17 protein-coding genes are annotated in these 15,235 nt (G+C 71.4%); 6 read left to right on the forward strand and 11 right to left on the reverse strand.

Annotated features, from left to right (window positions below; all coding sequences use genetic code 11):
• Positions 1-171: 171 nt before the first annotated feature.
• Positions 172-687, forward strand: a complete 516-nt coding sequence (locus B042_RS0112665; RefSeq protein WP_255342342.1) for a PPA1309 family protein — start codon at positions 172-174, stop codon at positions 685-687.
• A 9-nt stretch (positions 688-696) separates the two neighbouring features.
• On the opposite strand, the gene B042_RS0112670 is transcribed toward B042_RS0112665, so the two are convergent.
• The 3 genes from B042_RS0112670 to B042_RS0112680 form a co-directional block, all read right to left on the reverse strand.
• On the reverse strand, positions 697-1,779 hold the full coding sequence (locus B042_RS0112670; RefSeq protein ID WP_197024290.1) for a PDZ domain-containing protein: 1,083 nt from the start codon (positions 1,777-1,779) through the stop codon (positions 697-699).
• 77 nt (positions 1,780-1,856) lie between these two features.
• The gene (locus B042_RS0112675; protein WP_028648602.1) at positions 1,857-2,294 is read right to left on the reverse strand and encodes a molybdenum cofactor biosynthesis protein MoaE; all 438 of its coding nucleotides are present in this window, start codon (positions 2,292-2,294) and stop codon (positions 1,857-1,859) included.
• 56 nt (positions 2,295-2,350) lie between these two features.
• On the reverse strand, positions 2,351-3,418 hold the full coding sequence (locus B042_RS0112680) for an NAD-dependent epimerase/dehydratase family protein (RefSeq protein WP_028648603.1): 1,068 nt from the start codon (positions 3,416-3,418) through the stop codon (positions 2,351-2,353).
• A 124-nt stretch (positions 3,419-3,542) separates the two neighbouring features.
• On the opposite strand from B042_RS0112680, the gene B042_RS0112685 reads away from it, so the two are divergent.
• Both B042_RS0112685 and B042_RS0112690 read left to right on the forward strand, forming a co-directional pair.
• Complete coding sequence (locus B042_RS0112685; protein ID WP_028648604.1) at positions 3,543-4,934, forward strand: zinc-dependent metalloprotease; 1,392 nt, start codon at positions 3,543-3,545, stop codon at positions 4,932-4,934.
• Positions 4,935-5,489 (forward strand): NUDIX hydrolase, encoded by a 555-nt coding sequence (locus B042_RS0112690; RefSeq protein WP_028648605.1) that lies wholly within the window; start codon positions 4,935-4,937, stop codon positions 5,487-5,489.
• A gap of 59 nt (positions 5,490-5,548) precedes the next feature.
• Here the strand turns inward: B042_RS0112690 and B042_RS0112695 are convergent, their stop codons facing one another.
• From B042_RS0112695 to B042_RS0112730, 7 genes are all read right to left on the reverse strand, one after another.
• The gene (locus B042_RS0112695; protein WP_028648606.1) at positions 5,549-6,457 is read right to left on the reverse strand and encodes a hypothetical protein; all 909 of its coding nucleotides are present in this window, start codon (positions 6,455-6,457) and stop codon (positions 5,549-5,551) included.
• 738 nt (positions 6,458-7,195) lie between these two features.
• Positions 7,196-7,771: a M48 family metallopeptidase gene (locus B042_RS0112705; protein WP_028648607.1), complete on the reverse strand. Its 576-nt coding sequence runs from the start codon at positions 7,769-7,771 to the stop codon at positions 7,196-7,198.
• Positions 7,772-8,073: 302 nt separating this feature from the next.
• On the reverse strand, positions 8,074-8,232 hold the full coding sequence (locus tag B042_RS26110) for a hypothetical protein (protein ID WP_197024291.1): 159 nt from the start codon (positions 8,230-8,232) through the stop codon (positions 8,074-8,076).
• A gap of 39 nt (positions 8,233-8,271) precedes the next feature.
• On the reverse strand, positions 8,272-8,550 hold the full coding sequence (locus tag B042_RS0112715; RefSeq protein ID WP_028648608.1) for a WhiB family transcriptional regulator: 279 nt from the start codon (positions 8,548-8,550) through the stop codon (positions 8,272-8,274).
• A 209-nt stretch (positions 8,551-8,759) separates the two neighbouring features.
• Positions 8,760-9,122 carry a hypothetical protein gene (locus B042_RS0112720; RefSeq protein ID WP_028648609.1) on the reverse strand — a complete coding sequence of 121 codons (363 nt, stop codon included), beginning with the start codon at positions 9,120-9,122 and terminating at the stop codon, positions 8,760-8,762.
• A 201-nt stretch (positions 9,123-9,323) separates the two neighbouring features.
• Complete coding sequence (gene tesB, locus B042_RS0112725; protein ID WP_028648610.1) at positions 9,324-10,205, reverse strand: acyl-CoA thioesterase II; 882 nt, start codon at positions 10,203-10,205, stop codon at positions 9,324-9,326.
• Positions 10,206-10,212: 7 nt separating this feature from the next.
• Positions 10,213-12,363 carry an ATP-dependent DNA helicase UvrD2 gene (locus tag B042_RS0112730; RefSeq protein ID WP_028648611.1) on the reverse strand — a complete coding sequence of 717 codons (2,151 nt, stop codon included), beginning with the start codon at positions 12,361-12,363 and terminating at the stop codon, positions 10,213-10,215.
• A 243-nt stretch (positions 12,364-12,606) separates the two neighbouring features.
• Between B042_RS0112730 and B042_RS0112735 the strand changes: the two genes are divergently transcribed.
• Both B042_RS0112735 and B042_RS0112740 read left to right on the forward strand, forming a co-directional pair.
• Positions 12,607-12,867: a mycoredoxin gene (locus B042_RS0112735; protein WP_028648612.1), complete on the forward strand. Its 261-nt coding sequence runs from the start codon at positions 12,607-12,609 to the stop codon at positions 12,865-12,867.
• Positions 12,868-13,029: 162 nt separating this feature from the next.
• Positions 13,030-13,482, forward strand: coding sequence for an ANTAR domain-containing protein (locus B042_RS0112740; protein WP_028648613.1), 453 nt, complete (start codon positions 13,030-13,032; stop codon positions 13,480-13,482).
• 17 nt (positions 13,483-13,499) lie between these two features.
• Here the strand turns inward: B042_RS0112740 and nudC are convergent, their stop codons facing one another.
• Positions 13,500-14,450 (reverse strand): NAD(+) diphosphatase, encoded by a 951-nt coding sequence (nudC, locus tag B042_RS0112745; RefSeq protein ID WP_028648614.1) that lies wholly within the window; start codon positions 14,448-14,450, stop codon positions 13,500-13,502.
• A 230-nt stretch (positions 14,451-14,680) separates the two neighbouring features.
• Here nudC and B042_RS0112750 point away from each other — a divergent pair, with 230 nt between their 5' ends.
• Entirely contained in the window at positions 14,681-15,232 is a 552-nt protein-coding gene (locus tag B042_RS0112750; protein ID WP_028648615.1) for an EF-hand domain-containing protein, read from the forward strand.
• The last annotated feature ends 3 nt before the right edge of the window (positions 15,233-15,235 follow it).

A 15,235-nucleotide genomic window follows, 5' to 3' on the forward strand; every position in this document is an offset into this window, starting at 1 on the left:
GCGCCTTCTTACAGAGAACTTCATCCGGTCGCGCCGGGTTCCCGAAAACCTCCGCATCCGGGTGACGAGGCTGTATCGGTGCGGTATCGGTGCGGCATCCGGCGGACCTTCTGCATGACCTTACTGTCCGGAGTGGGAGCCGCGGGGTCCGGTATCGGTCACCATGGAGGTGTGTCGAATATTCGCGAAGCCGTCATGGACCTCGAACGCCACGCCGCAGAACAGGGGTGGGACCGGCCGCTGGGCCTGTACGCCCTGGTTCCCACCGCCGAACTGCTGAAGGCGGAGCCGGGCCTGGCCGACCTGCTGGGGCTGGACGCCCCGGCCGACCCCGACGAACTGACCCCGGTCGAGCAGGAGGCCCTGCCCGACGGCGTCACCCTGGAGGACGCGCTGGGCAGCATCCTGTGGCCGGAGGACGTGGCGGGCTGTGCCCTGGTCATGGAGCGCCTGGTGGTGAAGGGGTCGGACGAGACCCTGGCCGCGGGCGAGGACCCGGTGGCCGAGGGCAAGCAGACCGAGGAGATCCGGATGGTCGCCGGGGTGATGCGCGACGGCGCGCGGCACTGCGCGATGCGCATGCGCAGCCACGACAGCGAGGACGAGGTCCTCAGCGGCCCCGACCTCATCCCGGCGCTCACCTCGGCGCTGGCGCTGACGCTCGACCTCGACGAGGCCGACGGGTGACCGGAGCGGTCAGGCCTCGCAGCGTGGCAGCTCGCCCTCACCGGTGCGGATGGTCTCCAGGGCCGCCACGGCGTCGGTGAGGGTCTCCACCCGGACCACCTCCAGGTCGTCGAGGGCGGCGGAGTCGAAGGTCTGGTCGCAGCTCTCGGCGGCCACCAGGAAGTACTCGGCACCGTCGCGCTCGGCGCTGACCATCTTCTGCGCGATACCGCTGATGCCGCCGACACGGCCGTCGGAGGTGATGGTGCCCGATCCTGCCACGGAGGCGCCGCCGGTGAGGCTCTCCTCGCTGAGGCGGTCCATGATGCCGAGGGCGAAGACCATGCCCGCGCTGGGGCCGCCGATCTCCCCGACGGAGATCTCCACGTCCACGGGGAAGTCCATGTCGTCGGCGATGAGGATGCCGACCGCCGCCGTGCCGTCCTCGGCCTCGGTCGTCTCGACCTCCACCTCGACGCTCTCCCCGTCGCGGTCCAGTACCAGCTCCACGGGGTCGCCGGGCTCGCGCGCGCCCACCCGTTCGACGACGGCGGAGCTGCCCACGGCCTCCTCGGGGTCGTCGCCGCCCGTGTCGGTGGGGACGGGCTCGCCGTCGATGGCGACGATCACGTCCCCCGCCTCGACCAGGCCCTCCGCCGGCATGCCCTCGACCGTCCCGGCGACCAGCGGCACCGCCTGGTAGCCGATGCCGAGCTGGTTGAGCGCGGCGGCGGTGGCGTTGGTCTGGGAGTCGTTCATCTGGACCGTCTGGCGTTCGCTGACCTCCTCCGGGGAGCGGTCGGCGGGGAACAGCAGCTCCTCCGGCATGATCGCGTTGCTGGGCGAGAGCCAGGCGGTGAGGACGGTGAGCAGGTTGAGCCGGTTCTGGGGACCGCCCGCGTACTGGACGGTCACCATGGAGAGCGCACCGTCGTGCTCGTAGCTGTCGGCGCCCTCGACCCGGATCACCGGTTCGCCGTCGTAGTCGCCCACCGTGTTCAGGGTGAGGCCGGGCGAGGCGACCAGGTAGGGCATGGGGAGGTACAGACCGCCCACGCCCAGTCCCACAAGGAGGACGAGCGAGACGACAAGGGTCAGGAGGCGACGAACCATGCCCATACCCTACGACCGCCCGGACACCGGTGGTTCACCCGGTCACCCGGCGTCCACCTCGGGGTCCTCACCCCTGGTCACGGAGTGCCCACCCACTCGTCGTCCCCGTCCTCGAAGGACTGGTGCTTCCAGATGGGCACCTGGGCCTTGAGGTCGTCGATGAGGCGGCGGCAGGCGGCGAAGGCCTCCTCCCGGTGCGCGGCCGCGGCGGCCACCACGACCGCGGCGTCCCCGATCTCCAGGTCGCCCACCCGGTGGACGGCCGCCATCCGCACGACCGGCCTGCCGGGGGCCGTGGTGTCGGTGAGCACCTTCTCCATCACCGAGCGCAGGCGCTCCTCGACCGAGGGGTGCGCGGAGTAGGCCAGGCGGGCGACGTCGCGCCCGTGGTCGTGGTCGCGGACCGTGCCGACGAACACGGCGGTACCGCCCGCACGCGGGTCCGACACGGCGTTGAGGACCTCGTCCACCGACAGCGGGGTGTCGCGTACCGCAGCGAGAGTGATTTCTTCCACGCCACGAACGTACCAACACCGGGTCGGCCGGTTCACGCCCCGGCACCCGGCCTCTCCTATTCCCGCCCGCGTCTGCGCAGGTGGCGGATGGCCGCCGCCGTGCCGATCGCCGCGGCGGCGGCACCCGCGGCCCCGGCGGCGGTGATGGTGACCTCCTTGGCGCCCAGGGTGCGGCCCACCAGCGCCGGCCTGCCGCTGCGGTGCTCCAGCAGCTCCGCGAGGGCCTCCTCGTTGGTGTAGCGGGGCTTCCAGCCCGCCTCGCGCAGGGCGCGGCAGTCCGCCACACACGGGTAGACGAGGTGCTTGAGCTCGCTCTCCGCGGCGGGGGTGATCCTGGCCTGGTGCAGGCGGCGGATCGCGCCGAACACCAGGTTCGGTGCGACCTCGAAGTGCTTCATCTCCGCGAGGTCCTCCACCTCGTCCTGGGAGAGGGAGCCCTCGCTGGCGACGGTCACCACACCCCGGGCCCCCTCCACACCGTGCAGGGCGCAGAAGGCCAGGGCGTCGACCAGGTCGTCGACGTGGCAGAACTGCCACCGCTGTTCGTGCCCCTTCACCGTCAGCAGGCGCGGCGACGAGAAGTGGCGGCTGACCAGGCCGTCCTGGCCGGGTCCCACGAGCGCGGCCGGCCGCACGACCGTCACCGACAGCCCCGGGTGGGCGCGGCGGGCCCGCTCCACCAGGGCCTCGATCTCGGCGAAGTCCCCGGTCAGTCCGGCGCTGTTGTCGGAGACGCGCGGGGCGTCCTCGGGCAGCGGGACCGGGTGGTCGGGTCTGGCGCCGTAGACCACGGTGCTGGTGACGAGGACCACCCGGGGGACCCCGGAGGCCGCCGCGGCGGTCAGCACCGTCTGCGCCGCCCGGATGTTGTGGGCGCGGCGCCGGGCGGGCCTGGTCTCCAGGGAGCGGTCGTCGGCCGTGTGCACCAGGACGTCGATGCCGCCCAGGCGGGAGACCAGCCCGGGGTCGCAGACGTCGGCCACACGCCAGGTGACTCCGCGCAGGTCGGCGAGTTCGCCGTCGATCGCCACGACCTCCCGTGGGGCCGTGGAACCATTCGGCACGGTCAGGCGTTGTACCAGGAGCCGTCCCGGCCCGGAGGCGGCGCCGGTGACCCCGACCACCGTGCCCGCGCCTTCGGACGGGGTGTGCTCTGGGCGAACCTGGCTGCTTTCGGTATTCACTCCGGGCGACTCCCAGCTAACGTGACCAGTGGAGACCAAACCTAATCCTGCCTGAGGTCTGATAGTGAGCGACCTGCCTTTCGGTTTCAGCATGCCGAACGATCCCGACGACGAGTCCGGACGCCACTCCGGCGGCTCGGGTGCCGGCAGCGGCCGCCCGGGCGGAGGGGACTCCCAAGGACCGGGCGACTTCCCGTTCGGCGACCCGCAACAGATGGCGAACATGCTGCGCCAGTTCGCCGACATGATGTCGTCGCAGCCCGCGCCGGGTTCCGGCGGCGGTTCCCCGTCCGCGTCGGGGATCAACTGGGACACGGTCAAGAACATCGCGCGGCACACGGTGTCCCAGCACGGCGACGCCAGTGTCCCGCCGCACGACTACGCCAAGGTCGAGGAGGCGCTGCGCCTGGCCGACCTGTGGCTCGACCAGGCCACCGACCTGCCCTCGGGCCTCCAGACCGCCCAGGCCTGGAGCCGGTCGGAGTGGATCGAGAAGACCATGGACACGTGGGCGCAGCTGTGCGACCCGCTGACCTCCAAGACCGTCCAGTCCATGGGGCGGAACCTGCCCGAGGAGATGCGGAACGTGGCCGGCCCCCTGCTGGGGATGGTCCAGCAGATGGGCGGCATGATGGTCGGCCAGCAGGCGGGCCAGGCCATCGGTGAGCTGGCGCGCGAGGTGATCGGCACCACCGACATCGGCCTGCCGCTCGCCGGGGAGGGCCGCGCCGCGCTCCTGCCGCCGGGCGTGGCGGCGTTCGGTGAGGGTCTGGGCATCCCCGACGACGAGGTTCGGCTGTACCTGGCCTCCCGCGAGGCCGCCGTGCACCGGCTGTACTCGCACGTGCCGTGGCTGCGCTCACACGTGTCCCGGTTGGTGGAGGAGTACGCCTCCGGGATGTCGTTCGACGTCAGCGGCCTGGAGGACCGGCTCGGAGGGCTCGACCTCACCGACCCGGAGGCGCTCCAGGAGGCGCTGGCCGGCGGCGGGGGTACCGAGGGCCTGTTCCAGCCCGAGGACACGCCTCAGCAGAAGGCCGCGCTGAGCCGCCTGGAGACGACCCTGGCGCTGATCGAGGGCTGGGTGGCCACGGTGGTCTCCGACGCGGTGGCCGAGCGCCTGCCGCAGGAGGGTGCGCTGGCCGAGGCGACCCGGCGGCGCCGGGCGACCGGCGGTCCCGCCGAGCACACCTTCGCCGCCCTGGTGGGCCTGGAGCTGCGCCCGCGCCGTCTGCGGGAGGCGTCCGTCCTGTGGGAGAAGCTGGAGCGGGAGCGGGGGATCGAGGGGCGGGACGCCGTGTGGCAGCACCCGGACCTGATGCCCACCGGTGACGACCTGGACGACCCGGACGCCTTCGTGCGCGGCCGCGACGAGGGGCTCGACCTCTCGGCGCTCACCGACGACGCCCCGGAGGCCGGGGAGGACGAGGGAGACGACGGGAAGAAGGGCGAGTAGGTGTCGCTGCACGCGGACGCCCGGGCGGTGCTGGGGGCGTGGGCGGCCCCCGACGCCCGGCAGGAGGAGCTGCGCGTCTCCTACCTGGAGCACCTGGACGCGCACGGGGACGCCATGTGGCGGGAGTGCCTGCCGGGTCACCTGACCGCCTCGACGGCGATCATCTCCGCGGACGGTTCCCGGGTGGCCCTGGTGCTGCACGGCACCCTCAACATGTGGTTGCAGACCGGCGGCCACTGCGAGCCGGAGGACACGACCCTGGCGGGGGCCGCGCTGCGCGAGGCGGCCGAGGAGTCGGGGATCGACGGCCTCACCCTGCTGCCGTCGCCGGTGCGCCTGGACCGGCACGCGGTGCCGTGCGGGGGCGGCAGCCACCACCTGGACGTGCAGTTCGCGGCCGTGGCACCGCCAGACGCCGTGCTGGTGCGGGACCCCGAGGAGTCCGACGACCTGGGCTGGTTCCCGATCGAGGGGGTCCCCGACCCCTCGGACGAGCCGTGCCGTGCCCTGGTGCGCACCGCCGCCGCGGCCGTGGCCGCCCTCCGGAACACGTAGGCGCCGCGGCGCGCGTCCCGCCCCTCCGGCACCGGGCGGAGGGGCGGGGCCACCCGGGATCAGTCGAAGAGGTCCTCCGGGCGATCCACACCGGCTGCCTTGGGCAGCCACTTCTGCAGGGTCGCCAGATCGGCACAGGACGCGATGCGCTCGCGCACCCGGTCGGAGACAGGGAGGCGGCGCCCCTCCAGGACGGCGATCACACCGTCGACCAGCGCGTCGTGGACCTCCGCGCGGACCTCTTCGCGGCCCTCCTCACGGCCCTCCTTGCGGCCCTCCTTGCGGCCGATCCCGACGTACTTGCGGGCGAAGTCGCTCTGCCACTCCCAGGTGTCCACGGCCATCAGGTCCTCCATGTGTTTCAGGGCGGCCTCACCGAGACCGGCCATGACGTAGTCATAGTAAAACGCGCGGCGATCGGGGTCGATGGAGTCCAGTGCCTCCATCAGCACGTCCAGGGTCTTGGGATCGGTGTCGCCGTGCGCCCTGGCCGACAGGACGGCCAGTTCGGGCAGTGCTCGCGCCTTTCCGGCCTCGGTGACCACGGGCGTGGCGGACGGCCCGATCACGAGGGGGGAGAGGACGAACCCCGGATGTCCGATGTGGATCTCCTCGGCGCACGTACACGCCATGCCGTCGGTGGGGCAGAGCACGAGGAGGATCGCAGGACACCCCAGACGCGCGTAGAGGGTGACCAGGTAAGCGGGCCAACTCGACTTCTTCCGGGCGTCGGCCCGGTGCTGGCGTTCGACCACCACTGCCAGGACGTGTTCGGTGCCGTCTCGGAGCAGGACGGCACCGTCGCTGTTCCACTCCTTGGGGTCGCAGTTGGTCAGAACGGATGAGGTGAGCACCGTCTCTGTGTGTGGGGGCGGGTCGATCCCCAGCGACTCCTTGAGCAGGACCGGGACCATCTCGGGCAGGTTCTGGATGATCCGCAGTGGGATCTCGTGTTCTCGGCTGGGCACTGGTGTTCCTTGGGGGGACGCGGGTCGGTGACCCCGCGGCCGAGGTCGTCGTACGAACAGGTGAGGAGGTGGGGTGTTCGGTAGGTGCGCGGTCAGGGGACCACGGCCGCTACCCGCACGCCGGTGGCGCACACGACCGCGGAGGACGCGCTCGTGGTGACGACGTTCGCCGATTCTTTCGAGAGAAAGAATAGGACCTCTTTTCCGATCTCGCACATCGAGAGGCCTAAACTGTAGACATCAGACTCCATGGCGTCCAATAATCCACATAGGAGAAACATGCCCGGAAAAAGTGGATTAAGAAATTTCACCCCTGAAATCCATAACCGCACACCGGGGTGCGCGAGCAGCATCCGGGGCAGGCCCGACCCGACAGGAACGCCAGGCAATAAAGAAAAAGTAACGAAAAGTACATTACCGCAGATGTCCGCATTCGCAAGCTAAGATCAACGAAACCGAGCTGCATCATTCACGCCAGCGGAGGCGCCGGCGAGAATCGCATGCGGCCTCTGCGGAGGAGACCACTGCGCCTCGGCCTGCCCCGACAGGCCGCGCGACAACGACCAAAGCGGCGCTGGGGCCGGCAGCGGGGGACGCCTCATGCCCGCCCTCGTGAGCGCGGGGACCCCCACCACCTCCGGAAGCCTCTGAACCCCCGATTCGAACCACCGCTCCAGAGGGAAGAACACACCGGCCACGCGGCCGACCCTCCCCGAACCGGGGCTCCGTGCGGCCGCGCTACGCCTCTTCGAGGGCCTCGATCTCGGTGGCGTCGCCGGGGGCATCGGTGTCACCCGCCTGGTCGCAGGCCTCCAGACGGGAAGCGGCGCTGAACCCCTCCAGGTAGCCGCGGGCGCGCTCGGCCTTGGGGTACCGGCGCACCAGGTCCCAGAACTCGCGGCCGTGGTGGGCGTGGAACAGGTGCGCCAGCTCGTGGACGAGGACGTAGTCCACCACCCATGAGGGCATGCTGATCAGCCTGCGGGAGATACGAATGGTGCGCGTCTCCGGGGTGCACGAGCCCCACCGCGCGTTCTGGTTGTCCACCCACCGGACCGACTCGGGCAGCTCGGTGCCGTCCAGGTACTGGCGGGCGAGCTCCAGCGCGCGTTCGTGGAGGTCATGGTCACCGGAGTGCCTGCGGCCCTCACGGGCTTCCAGGCGTTGCAGCATCCGTCCTACCCAGCGCTTTTCCTCAGCGCGGGAGAACGAAGCGGGCATGAGGACGACCGTCGTGTCCCCGTCCCGGTAGGCCGACACGGTGCGCCGGCGGCGGGGACTGCGTCGTACCTCGACTTTGGTGTTCGAGGGCACAAGCTTTACGGTAGCCGAGGGAGGCCCGGTCGAACAGGTACCTGACGCGGCCTTTTGCCCGGCAGTGTCGTGATCGTCGCGTCACCCAGAGTGGGGCGGACGCGTTCGGGTGTGTCCGATTCCACTTCGCACAAGAGGTTCCCTCCCACTGCGAGGACACCGCACCGACCCCCGGACCAGGCCGGACCCGGCGACTGAACCACGAAAACGAGACCGGACCGTGACCTTGAAAAGGTCCGATCCGGTCCCACCGCCGCGTCACCGCCCGTCAACCCGCCGCCGCAGGTCACCGTGGACCGGCGTCAACACAGCCGCAGACGCGCCACTTCCATGAGCCTCTCCTCCATCAGCCGCTCCTCGCGCTGACGGGCACGCCGGTAGCGGGCGCCGAGCTTGCGCTCCTGGTGTTCGCGGTGTTCGGTGTCCGTGCTCTCGATCACGCGCATGAGTTCCTGGATCATCGTCTCGTCCTTCGGGGTACGGGGTGGGTCGTGTCAGGATCAGGCAGCCACGGGGGCCGGGTTCTTGCGGGGGCGGCCGCGCGGGCGCTTGCGCGCCACCACCTGGCCGGAGACGAGCAGTTGCCCGCCCCAGACGCCCCACGGCTCCTTGCGCTCCAGCGCGTCCGCCAGGCACTGCTCCCGCACGGGGCAGTCGACGCAGACCCGTTTCGCGGCCTCGACGTCGGCCGGGGCCTCGGCGAAGAACAGGTCGGGCTCGTCGCGGCAGAGGATGTCGTTCTCACCCAGCCAGGGCGTGTGCAGGACCGACGCAAGCATCGGTGCCCTCCAAGATCTTTGTTCGCTTCCGTACAACGCGGTCGGTGTTCACTGCCACCGGAACCGGTCCGGTGGGAGGGACCTGGACCCTGCGATGCCGCCTCCCCCTCCCCACGCCTGGGACGGTGGAAGGGAGCGGAGGTACGAAGAAGGCCGCGGCCCCTGTGCGGGGTCCGCGGCCACGGTCGAAACTCTCGGCCTGTGCTGCTCTAGGCCGGGATTCTCCGTGGACACTGCCCCACTGCGCCATCACGGCGCGGGGTTGCTTCGGCGCGATCCGCCACGTGCTCGCCTTGTTCAGGGGCGAGTTCGGGACCGGTCCGGACGCGGTTGCGCTCGGCGGCGGAGTGTTCGGGCTTCAGACCCGGGTGTCCCGCCGACTCACGCAGCCCGCCGAGGCCGTACACACAGCTCTCGGCGATGCCGAGACCGGTACCGCCGGAGGTGACGGACCAGACGAACGAGCCGGGACGACCACTCGAGGCGGTGCCCTGGACACGGGTCGGCAGACCCTGGACCGACGGCATGGCGGAGACGGCGACGAAGCCGGTGACAGCGGTGAAGTCGATCATCTGACAGGGCACCTCCTTCCATGCCGGGCAGCAGGGTCTTGCACCTGCGCCGAGAGCGGTCCTAGCGACGGTGTACACACTACGGGGCGGCCAAGAAGATCGGCAACCCATTTTCTACCTGCGAAAACGGCCGTATCCGGCCACGGATTCGAGGAACTTTCCGCGGGCGCGGGGCCGCACCCGCGGGGCCGCACCCGGGTCCTAGGCGTCGTCGGTGACGCGGATCAGGCCCTCCTGGACGACGGAGCACACCAGCTGCCCGTCCCGGGTGTAGACCAGCCCGCGGGCCAGGCCCCGGGCGCCCTGGGCACTGGGCGTCTCCTGCGCGTACAGCAGCCACTCGTCGGCGCGGAAGGGACGGTGGAACCACATCGCGTGGTCGAGGCTGGCCATGGCGACCCCCACCGGGGTCTTGCCGTGCCTGAGCAGCACGGTGTCCAGCAGTGTCATGTCCGAGGCGTAGGTCATCAGGCACACCTGGGTGAGCGGGTCGTCCGGCAGCTTGCCGTTGACCTTGAGCCAGATGGGGTTGGTGTTGGTGCGCATCCACGGCTTGCGCTGGGCCTCGATCGACAGCGGCCCCACCGGGCGCAGTTCGATGGGGTGCCACCGCACGAACCCGGGCACCCGCCCGAGCACGTCCTGGAGCCGCTCGTCCCGGCTCGGCAGCTCCTCGGGCGCCGGAACGTCGGGCATCGGGACCTGGTGGTCCAGCCCCGGCTCCGCCTTGTGGAAGGAGGCCGACAGGGTGAAGATCGGCTTGCCGTGCTGGATCGCCACCACCCGGCGCGTGGTGAACGAGCGCCCGTCGCGGGCCCGGTCCACCTCGTAGACGATCGGCACCGCCGGGTCGCCGGGGCGGATGAAGTACGCGTGGAGCGAGTGGACGTGGCGCTCCTCGGGCACGGTGCGGCCCGCAGCGACCAGTGCCTGGCCGGCCACCAAGCCGCCGAAGACGCGCTGTGGCCCCTCGTCGGGGCTGTTGCCCCGGAAGATGTCGTTCTCGATGCGCTCCAGGTCGAGGACCCTCAACAGGTCCTCCAGGGACTGCCCCTGGCCCTCGGCGCCCGCGGACTCACTCATCGCGGCCTCACTCATGGGTCGGCTCCTCCCCGTCCTCGCCCTCAACGCCGTCCCCGGCCTCGGCCCGCGCGTCCTGAGCGAGCGCGGCCGGGTCGGCACCCGCGACCAACGCGAGTACCGCATCACCGTAGCGGTCCAGTTTCACCGCTCCCACACCGGACACTGCCGACAACTGCGTGAGGCTGGACGGTTCCTGCTCGGCGACCGCCTGGAGGGTGGCGTCCGTGAAGACCACGTAGGCGGGGACCTTCTGTTCCAGGGCCGTGGAGCGGCGCCACTCGCGCAGCCGTTCCAGCAGGGCCTCGTCGTAGGTGGAGGGGCAGTCCAGGCAGCGGCCCAGCTTGCGCTCCGCCGCGTCGGCGAGGGTCGCGCCGCACACCCGGCAGCGCACCGTGCTGTCGCGGCGGCGCTCGGCACGGCGGGCCGAGGTGGACGGGGAGGCGGGACGCAGGCCGTCCAGGAACCGGGAGGGCTTGCGCGTTCGGCGCCCCCCGGGCGAGCGGGCCAGCGCCCACGACATGCACAGGTCCCGCCGCGCACGGGTCACCCCGACGTAGAACAGGCGGCGCTCCTCCTCCACTTGGTCGTCGGTCTCGGCGTAGACGATCGGCACCATGCCCTCGGTCAGGCCCACCAGGAACACCGCGTCCCACTCCAGGCCCTTCGCCGCGTGCAGCGACGCGATCGTCACACCCTCGAACCCGGGGGCGTGCTCGGTGGCCATGCGGGCGTCCAGCTCGTCGACGAAGTCGGCCATGGTGGCGGGGCGCCCGCCCGGCCCCGCTGTGGCGGCCATGTCCTCGGCGAGCTGGGCCAGGGCCGACAGCGACTCCCAGCGCTCGCGGGCCTGGCGGCCCTCGGGCGCCGTCTCGACCAGGCCGAGCTGCCCCAGGAGCTGGCGGACCGTGGGCACCAGCGGTTCGGGCTCCTCCCCCGCCGCGCCGTGCCGGGCGCCGCGCAGGGTGTGCACGGCCTGGCGAATCTCGGGCCGCTCGAAGAACCGGGCGGTACCGCGCACCGTGAACGGCACCCCCTCATCGGTCAGGGCCTGCTCGTAGGCGGCCGACTGGGAGTTGGTGCGCACCAGGACCGCGATCTCGCTCGCGGGGGTGCCCTGTTCGACGAGGAGGCCGATCTTGCGCGCCACACCGGTGGCCTCGGCGGGTTCGTCGTCGTACTCCTGGTACATCGCGTCGGGACCGTCGGGGCGCTGCGCCTGAAGGGTGAGGCTGCCGGCCGACACGCTGCCGCGCGCCTGTCCGATGACATGGTTGGCCACCCGCACCACCTGGGGTGTGGACCGGTAGTCACGGACCAGTTCGACGACGGTGGCGTGGGGGTAGCGGTGCGAGAACCCCGTGAGGTAGCCGGGGGTGGCGCCCGCGAAGGAGTAGATGGTCTGGCTGGGGTCGCCGACCACGCAGAGGTCGTCGCGGTCGCCGAGCCAGGCGTCCAGCAGCAGCTTCTGCAACGGGTTGACGTCCTGGAACTCGTCGACGACGAAGTACCGGTACTGGTCGCGGACCTTCTGGGCGATCGCCGGGTGCTCGGTGATCATGCCGGCGGTGAGTTCGAGCATCGACTCGAAGTCGAGGAGGTTGTGCTCGCGGCGCAGCTCCTCGTAGGACTCGAAGACACGAGTGACCTCCACCGCCGACATGGGGGGCTGGCGCCCGGCCTTGGCGGCCGCCTTGTCGTAGTCCTCGGGCCGCACCTGGGTGACCTTGGCCCACTCGATCTCGGCGGCCAGGTCGCGTACGCCCACGCGGTCGGGCTGGAGGCCGACCGCGTGGGCGGCGCGCGCCACCACCCTGGCCTTGCTGTCGATGAGTGTGGGCTTCTCGCCGCCGACGACCTGCGGCCAGAAGTAGCCCAACTGGCGCAGGGCGGCGGAGTGGAAGGTGCGCGCCTGGACCCGGGGCGCCCCGAGGGCGCGCAGGCGGCCGCGCATCTCCCCCGCTGCCCGTGCGGTGAAGGTGACGGCGAGGATCTGCTGTTCGGAGACCACGCCGCTGGCGACCGCGTAGGCGACGCGGTGGGTGATGGCGCGGGTCTTGCCCGTCCCGGCTCCGGCCAGGATGCACACGGGGCCGCGCAGGGCGCGCGCGGCCTGGGTCTGTTCCGGGTCCAGTCCTTCCAGGAGGCGGTCGGGGTCCATGCTGCTCCTGCGATGGGTCGGGGGCGTCGGGTGGTCTGAGGGGACAGTCTCTCAAGTATCGGTGTCGGTGGGGGACGGATCGCACCGCCCGTCCCCGACCGAACCCGACGGAGTCCGGAACCAGTCGGGCTCCGGCGGCGTCCCACGAAGTGTTCGGGAGATCACGGGAAGCGGCTCGGGACAGCCGGTGTTGACACGGGAGGACCGACCCCCACGATCTCAGGACGGGAAGACGTGAGCGATATGACGAACACGGACGACGGGCAGTTCACGATGTACACCACCCCCTGGTGCGGGTACTGCAGGCGGCTCAAGGGCCAGCTCGCACGCGAGGGGATCACCGGAACCGAGGTGAACATCGAGGAGCACCCGGAGTCCGCGGACCTCGTGATGAAGGTCAACGGCGGGAACCAGACGGTGCCCACCCTGGTCTTCAGCGACGGCGCGGCGATGACCAACCCGTCGCTCGCTCAGGTGAAGAAGAAACTGGCCGAGTTGGCGTAGGCCGGTGAGCGGACCGTGCCCCGCCGTGGCGGGGGCGCGGTCCGCACCGCGGGTACCCCTCCCCGGAGCGGCCGCCCCGGTGGCGGCCGCTCACCGTCCCACGACCGGCCCGGTCGGCGTGAACGAAGACGGACGACGGGGAGGTTGGAGTTGGGGGACGACATGAGGCCTCATGACATAGCGGTCGCCGACACGGTGAACACCGACGTGGTGCGCCGTACCCCGAACGGATGGCGTCTGGACGGCGGACAGGAGGTGCCCGACCTGGTCAGCGCCATGGTCCTGGCGGACCTGCTGTCGAGCGAGGCGGGGGTGCCCGCCCAGCGGACGCAGTCGCCGGGCCGCGCTCCGGAAGGGGCGACCGAGGTGGAGCGGCTGCGCCACACGATCGCGCAACTGGAGCACGCCCTCCATTCACGGGTGGTCGTCGAGCAGGCGATCGGTGTGCTGGCTGAGCGGCACACGCTGATGCCCAGGGAGGCGTTCGAGCGGCTGCGCTCCTCCGCCCGGTCCCGGGGCCGCAAGGTCGCCGAGCTGGCACGGGACGTGGTGGAGAGCAGCACCAGCCCCCTGACCCCACTGCCCGACGAACTCGACTCCCCCGGGGTGAACTGACTCCGGGGCGCGGCCCGTCACCACTCGCCGGGCAGCGGTCCCCCGTACCAGTGCTCGATGAGGGTCCGGGCGATGGAGACCCGCCCGGGCAGCACGACCTCTCCGGAGTGTGCCGCCCGCGCAAGTCCCTCCCGGGTGAACCAGCGCGTCTCGGCGATCTCGTCATCGGTGGGCTCGGTCTCGGCGACCGCCCGCGCCGTGTAGCCCACCATCAGGCTGCGTGGGAACGGCCAGGGCTGCGAGGCCAGGTACCGCGGGTCCTCCACGACGACGCCCGCCTCCTCGGCCACCTCGCGGATCACCGCCTGCTCCAGCGACTCCCCCGCGTCGACGAAGCCGGCGAGGACGGAGAACCGGCCCTCGGGCCAGTGGGGGTTGTGGCCCAGCAGTGCCTCCTCGCGCCCGTCGCGCTCGCGGTGCACCAGCATGATCACCGCCGGGTCCGTACGCGGGAACTGCTGGACGTCCTCCCGTTCGCACACGCGCACGTGCCCGGCCGAGGCCATGGCGGTCGGGGAGCCGCAGCGCGGGCAGAACCCGTGTGTGGCGTTCCAGTTGGCGAGCGCCACGGCCCGGGTGAGCAGCCCGGTGTCGCGGTCGCCCAGGATCGCGCCGATCTCGCGCAGGGACGCGGGACGGGAGCCGTCTGCGGGGACGAGTTCCCCCTGGGAGCGGACGGCGAAGTAGGCGGTGCCGTCCTCGACTCCCAACAGGTACCGCTCGCCCTCCGGTGCCTCTTCCGGTCCGGTCAGCACGAGTTCGGGTGTGTCCCCGGTGGTGACGAGGGCACGCGACTGCTTGGCCAGGAGCGCCCGCCAGCCGTGGTGGGACGGGTCCCCGCCCTCCAGCGCCAAGACCCTGGTCCGGGGGTCCGCCCACGCCTGGCCCAGCCACGTGTCGTCCGCACGCAGGTGCCCCGCTGGGTCGACCGCGGAACGGGACAGGCGGGGTGTGGGGTCGGCGTCCATGGGTCCTTCCGGGGTGTGCTCTGGCGGCCGCCGGGGACGGCCCTGCTCAAGGAGTAACACCCGTCGGTGCGCGGCGCATGCCCGGGGGTGTGCCAGCGGCTGTGAGGTGCGCTTCCCCGTCGTCCGCAGATGTGCGGTCGGCCCCACGCAACCGTTCCGGATGCGCGAGACTCGAACGAGGACGGGGGCACAAGGATCCGAGCCCCCCTGCCCCGACGAGAGGAACACCCGTGCGCAGCAGCACCCCCTCCCCCGCGATCGCCGAGCGGTTCGGACGGCTCTTCGACGCCCTCGACACCGACAGGGACGAGGCCGTCACCTGGGACGACTACCAGCGCCTGGTCGACAGCTACATGAGCGGCTACGCGCTGGAGCCGGACGACCGCCGTGCCCAGGCCATCCACGCCTCCTACCAGATGCTGTGGCTGGAGCTGCTGCGCCACGGCACCCGGACCGGGACGCGCCTGGACAAGGACTCCTTCGTCACGGCCATGCACCTGGCCTCCGAGGACCGCAGCCGGTTCAACATGACCGAGGGCGTGGCCGAGGCCGCCTTCGACCTCCTGGACGCCGACGACGACGGCTCCATCAGCGAGGCCGAGTACACCGCCTACGCCAAGGTCCTCGGCGCCGCCGCCGAGAACGCGCTGGCCCGCTTCACGCAACTGGACACCGACGGCGACGGCACCATCAGCCGCCGGGAGTTCGTCCTGTCCGCGCGCGAGTACCTGTTCGGCGAGGACACCGACGCGCCGGGCGGGTTCGTCTTCGGCGTCATCTGAGGG

Source organism: Nocardiopsis sp. CNT312 (assembly GCF_000515115.1).
Lineage (GTDB): Bacteria > Actinomycetota > Actinomycetes > Streptosporangiales > Streptosporangiaceae > Nocardiopsis.

Coding starts and splice junctions, on each gene's coding strand:
- B042_RS0112740 (WP_028648613.1), top strand. CDS start 13,030: ATGAGGCCTCATGACATAGCGGTCGCCGACACGGTGAACACCGACGTG.
- B042_RS0112720 (WP_028648609.1), bottom strand. CDS start 9,122: ATGATCGACTTCACCGCTGTCACCGGCTTCGTCGCCGTCTCCGCCATG.
- nudC (WP_028648614.1), bottom strand. CDS start 14,450: ATGGACGCCGACCCCACACCCCGCCTGTCCCGTTCCGCGGTCGACCCA.
- B042_RS0112715 (WP_028648608.1), bottom strand. CDS start 8,550: ATGCTTGCGTCGGTCCTGCACACGCCCTGGCTGGGTGAGAACGACATC.
- tesB (WP_028648610.1), bottom strand. CDS start 10,205: ATGAGTGAGTCCGCGGGCGCCGAGGGCCAGGGGCAGTCCCTGGAGGAC.
- B042_RS0112670 (WP_197024290.1), bottom strand. CDS start 1,779: ATGGTTCGTCGCCTCCTGACCCTTGTCGTCTCGCTCGTCCTCCTTGTG.
- B042_RS26110 (WP_197024291.1), bottom strand. CDS start 8,232: ATGATCCAGGAACTCATGCGCGTGATCGAGAGCACGGACACCGAACAC.
- B042_RS0112730 (WP_028648611.1), bottom strand. CDS start 12,363: ATGGACCCCGACCGCCTCCTGGAAGGACTGGACCCGGAACAGACCCAG.
- B042_RS0112735 (WP_028648612.1), top strand. CDS start 12,607: ATGACGAACACGGACGACGGGCAGTTCACGATGTACACCACCCCCTGG.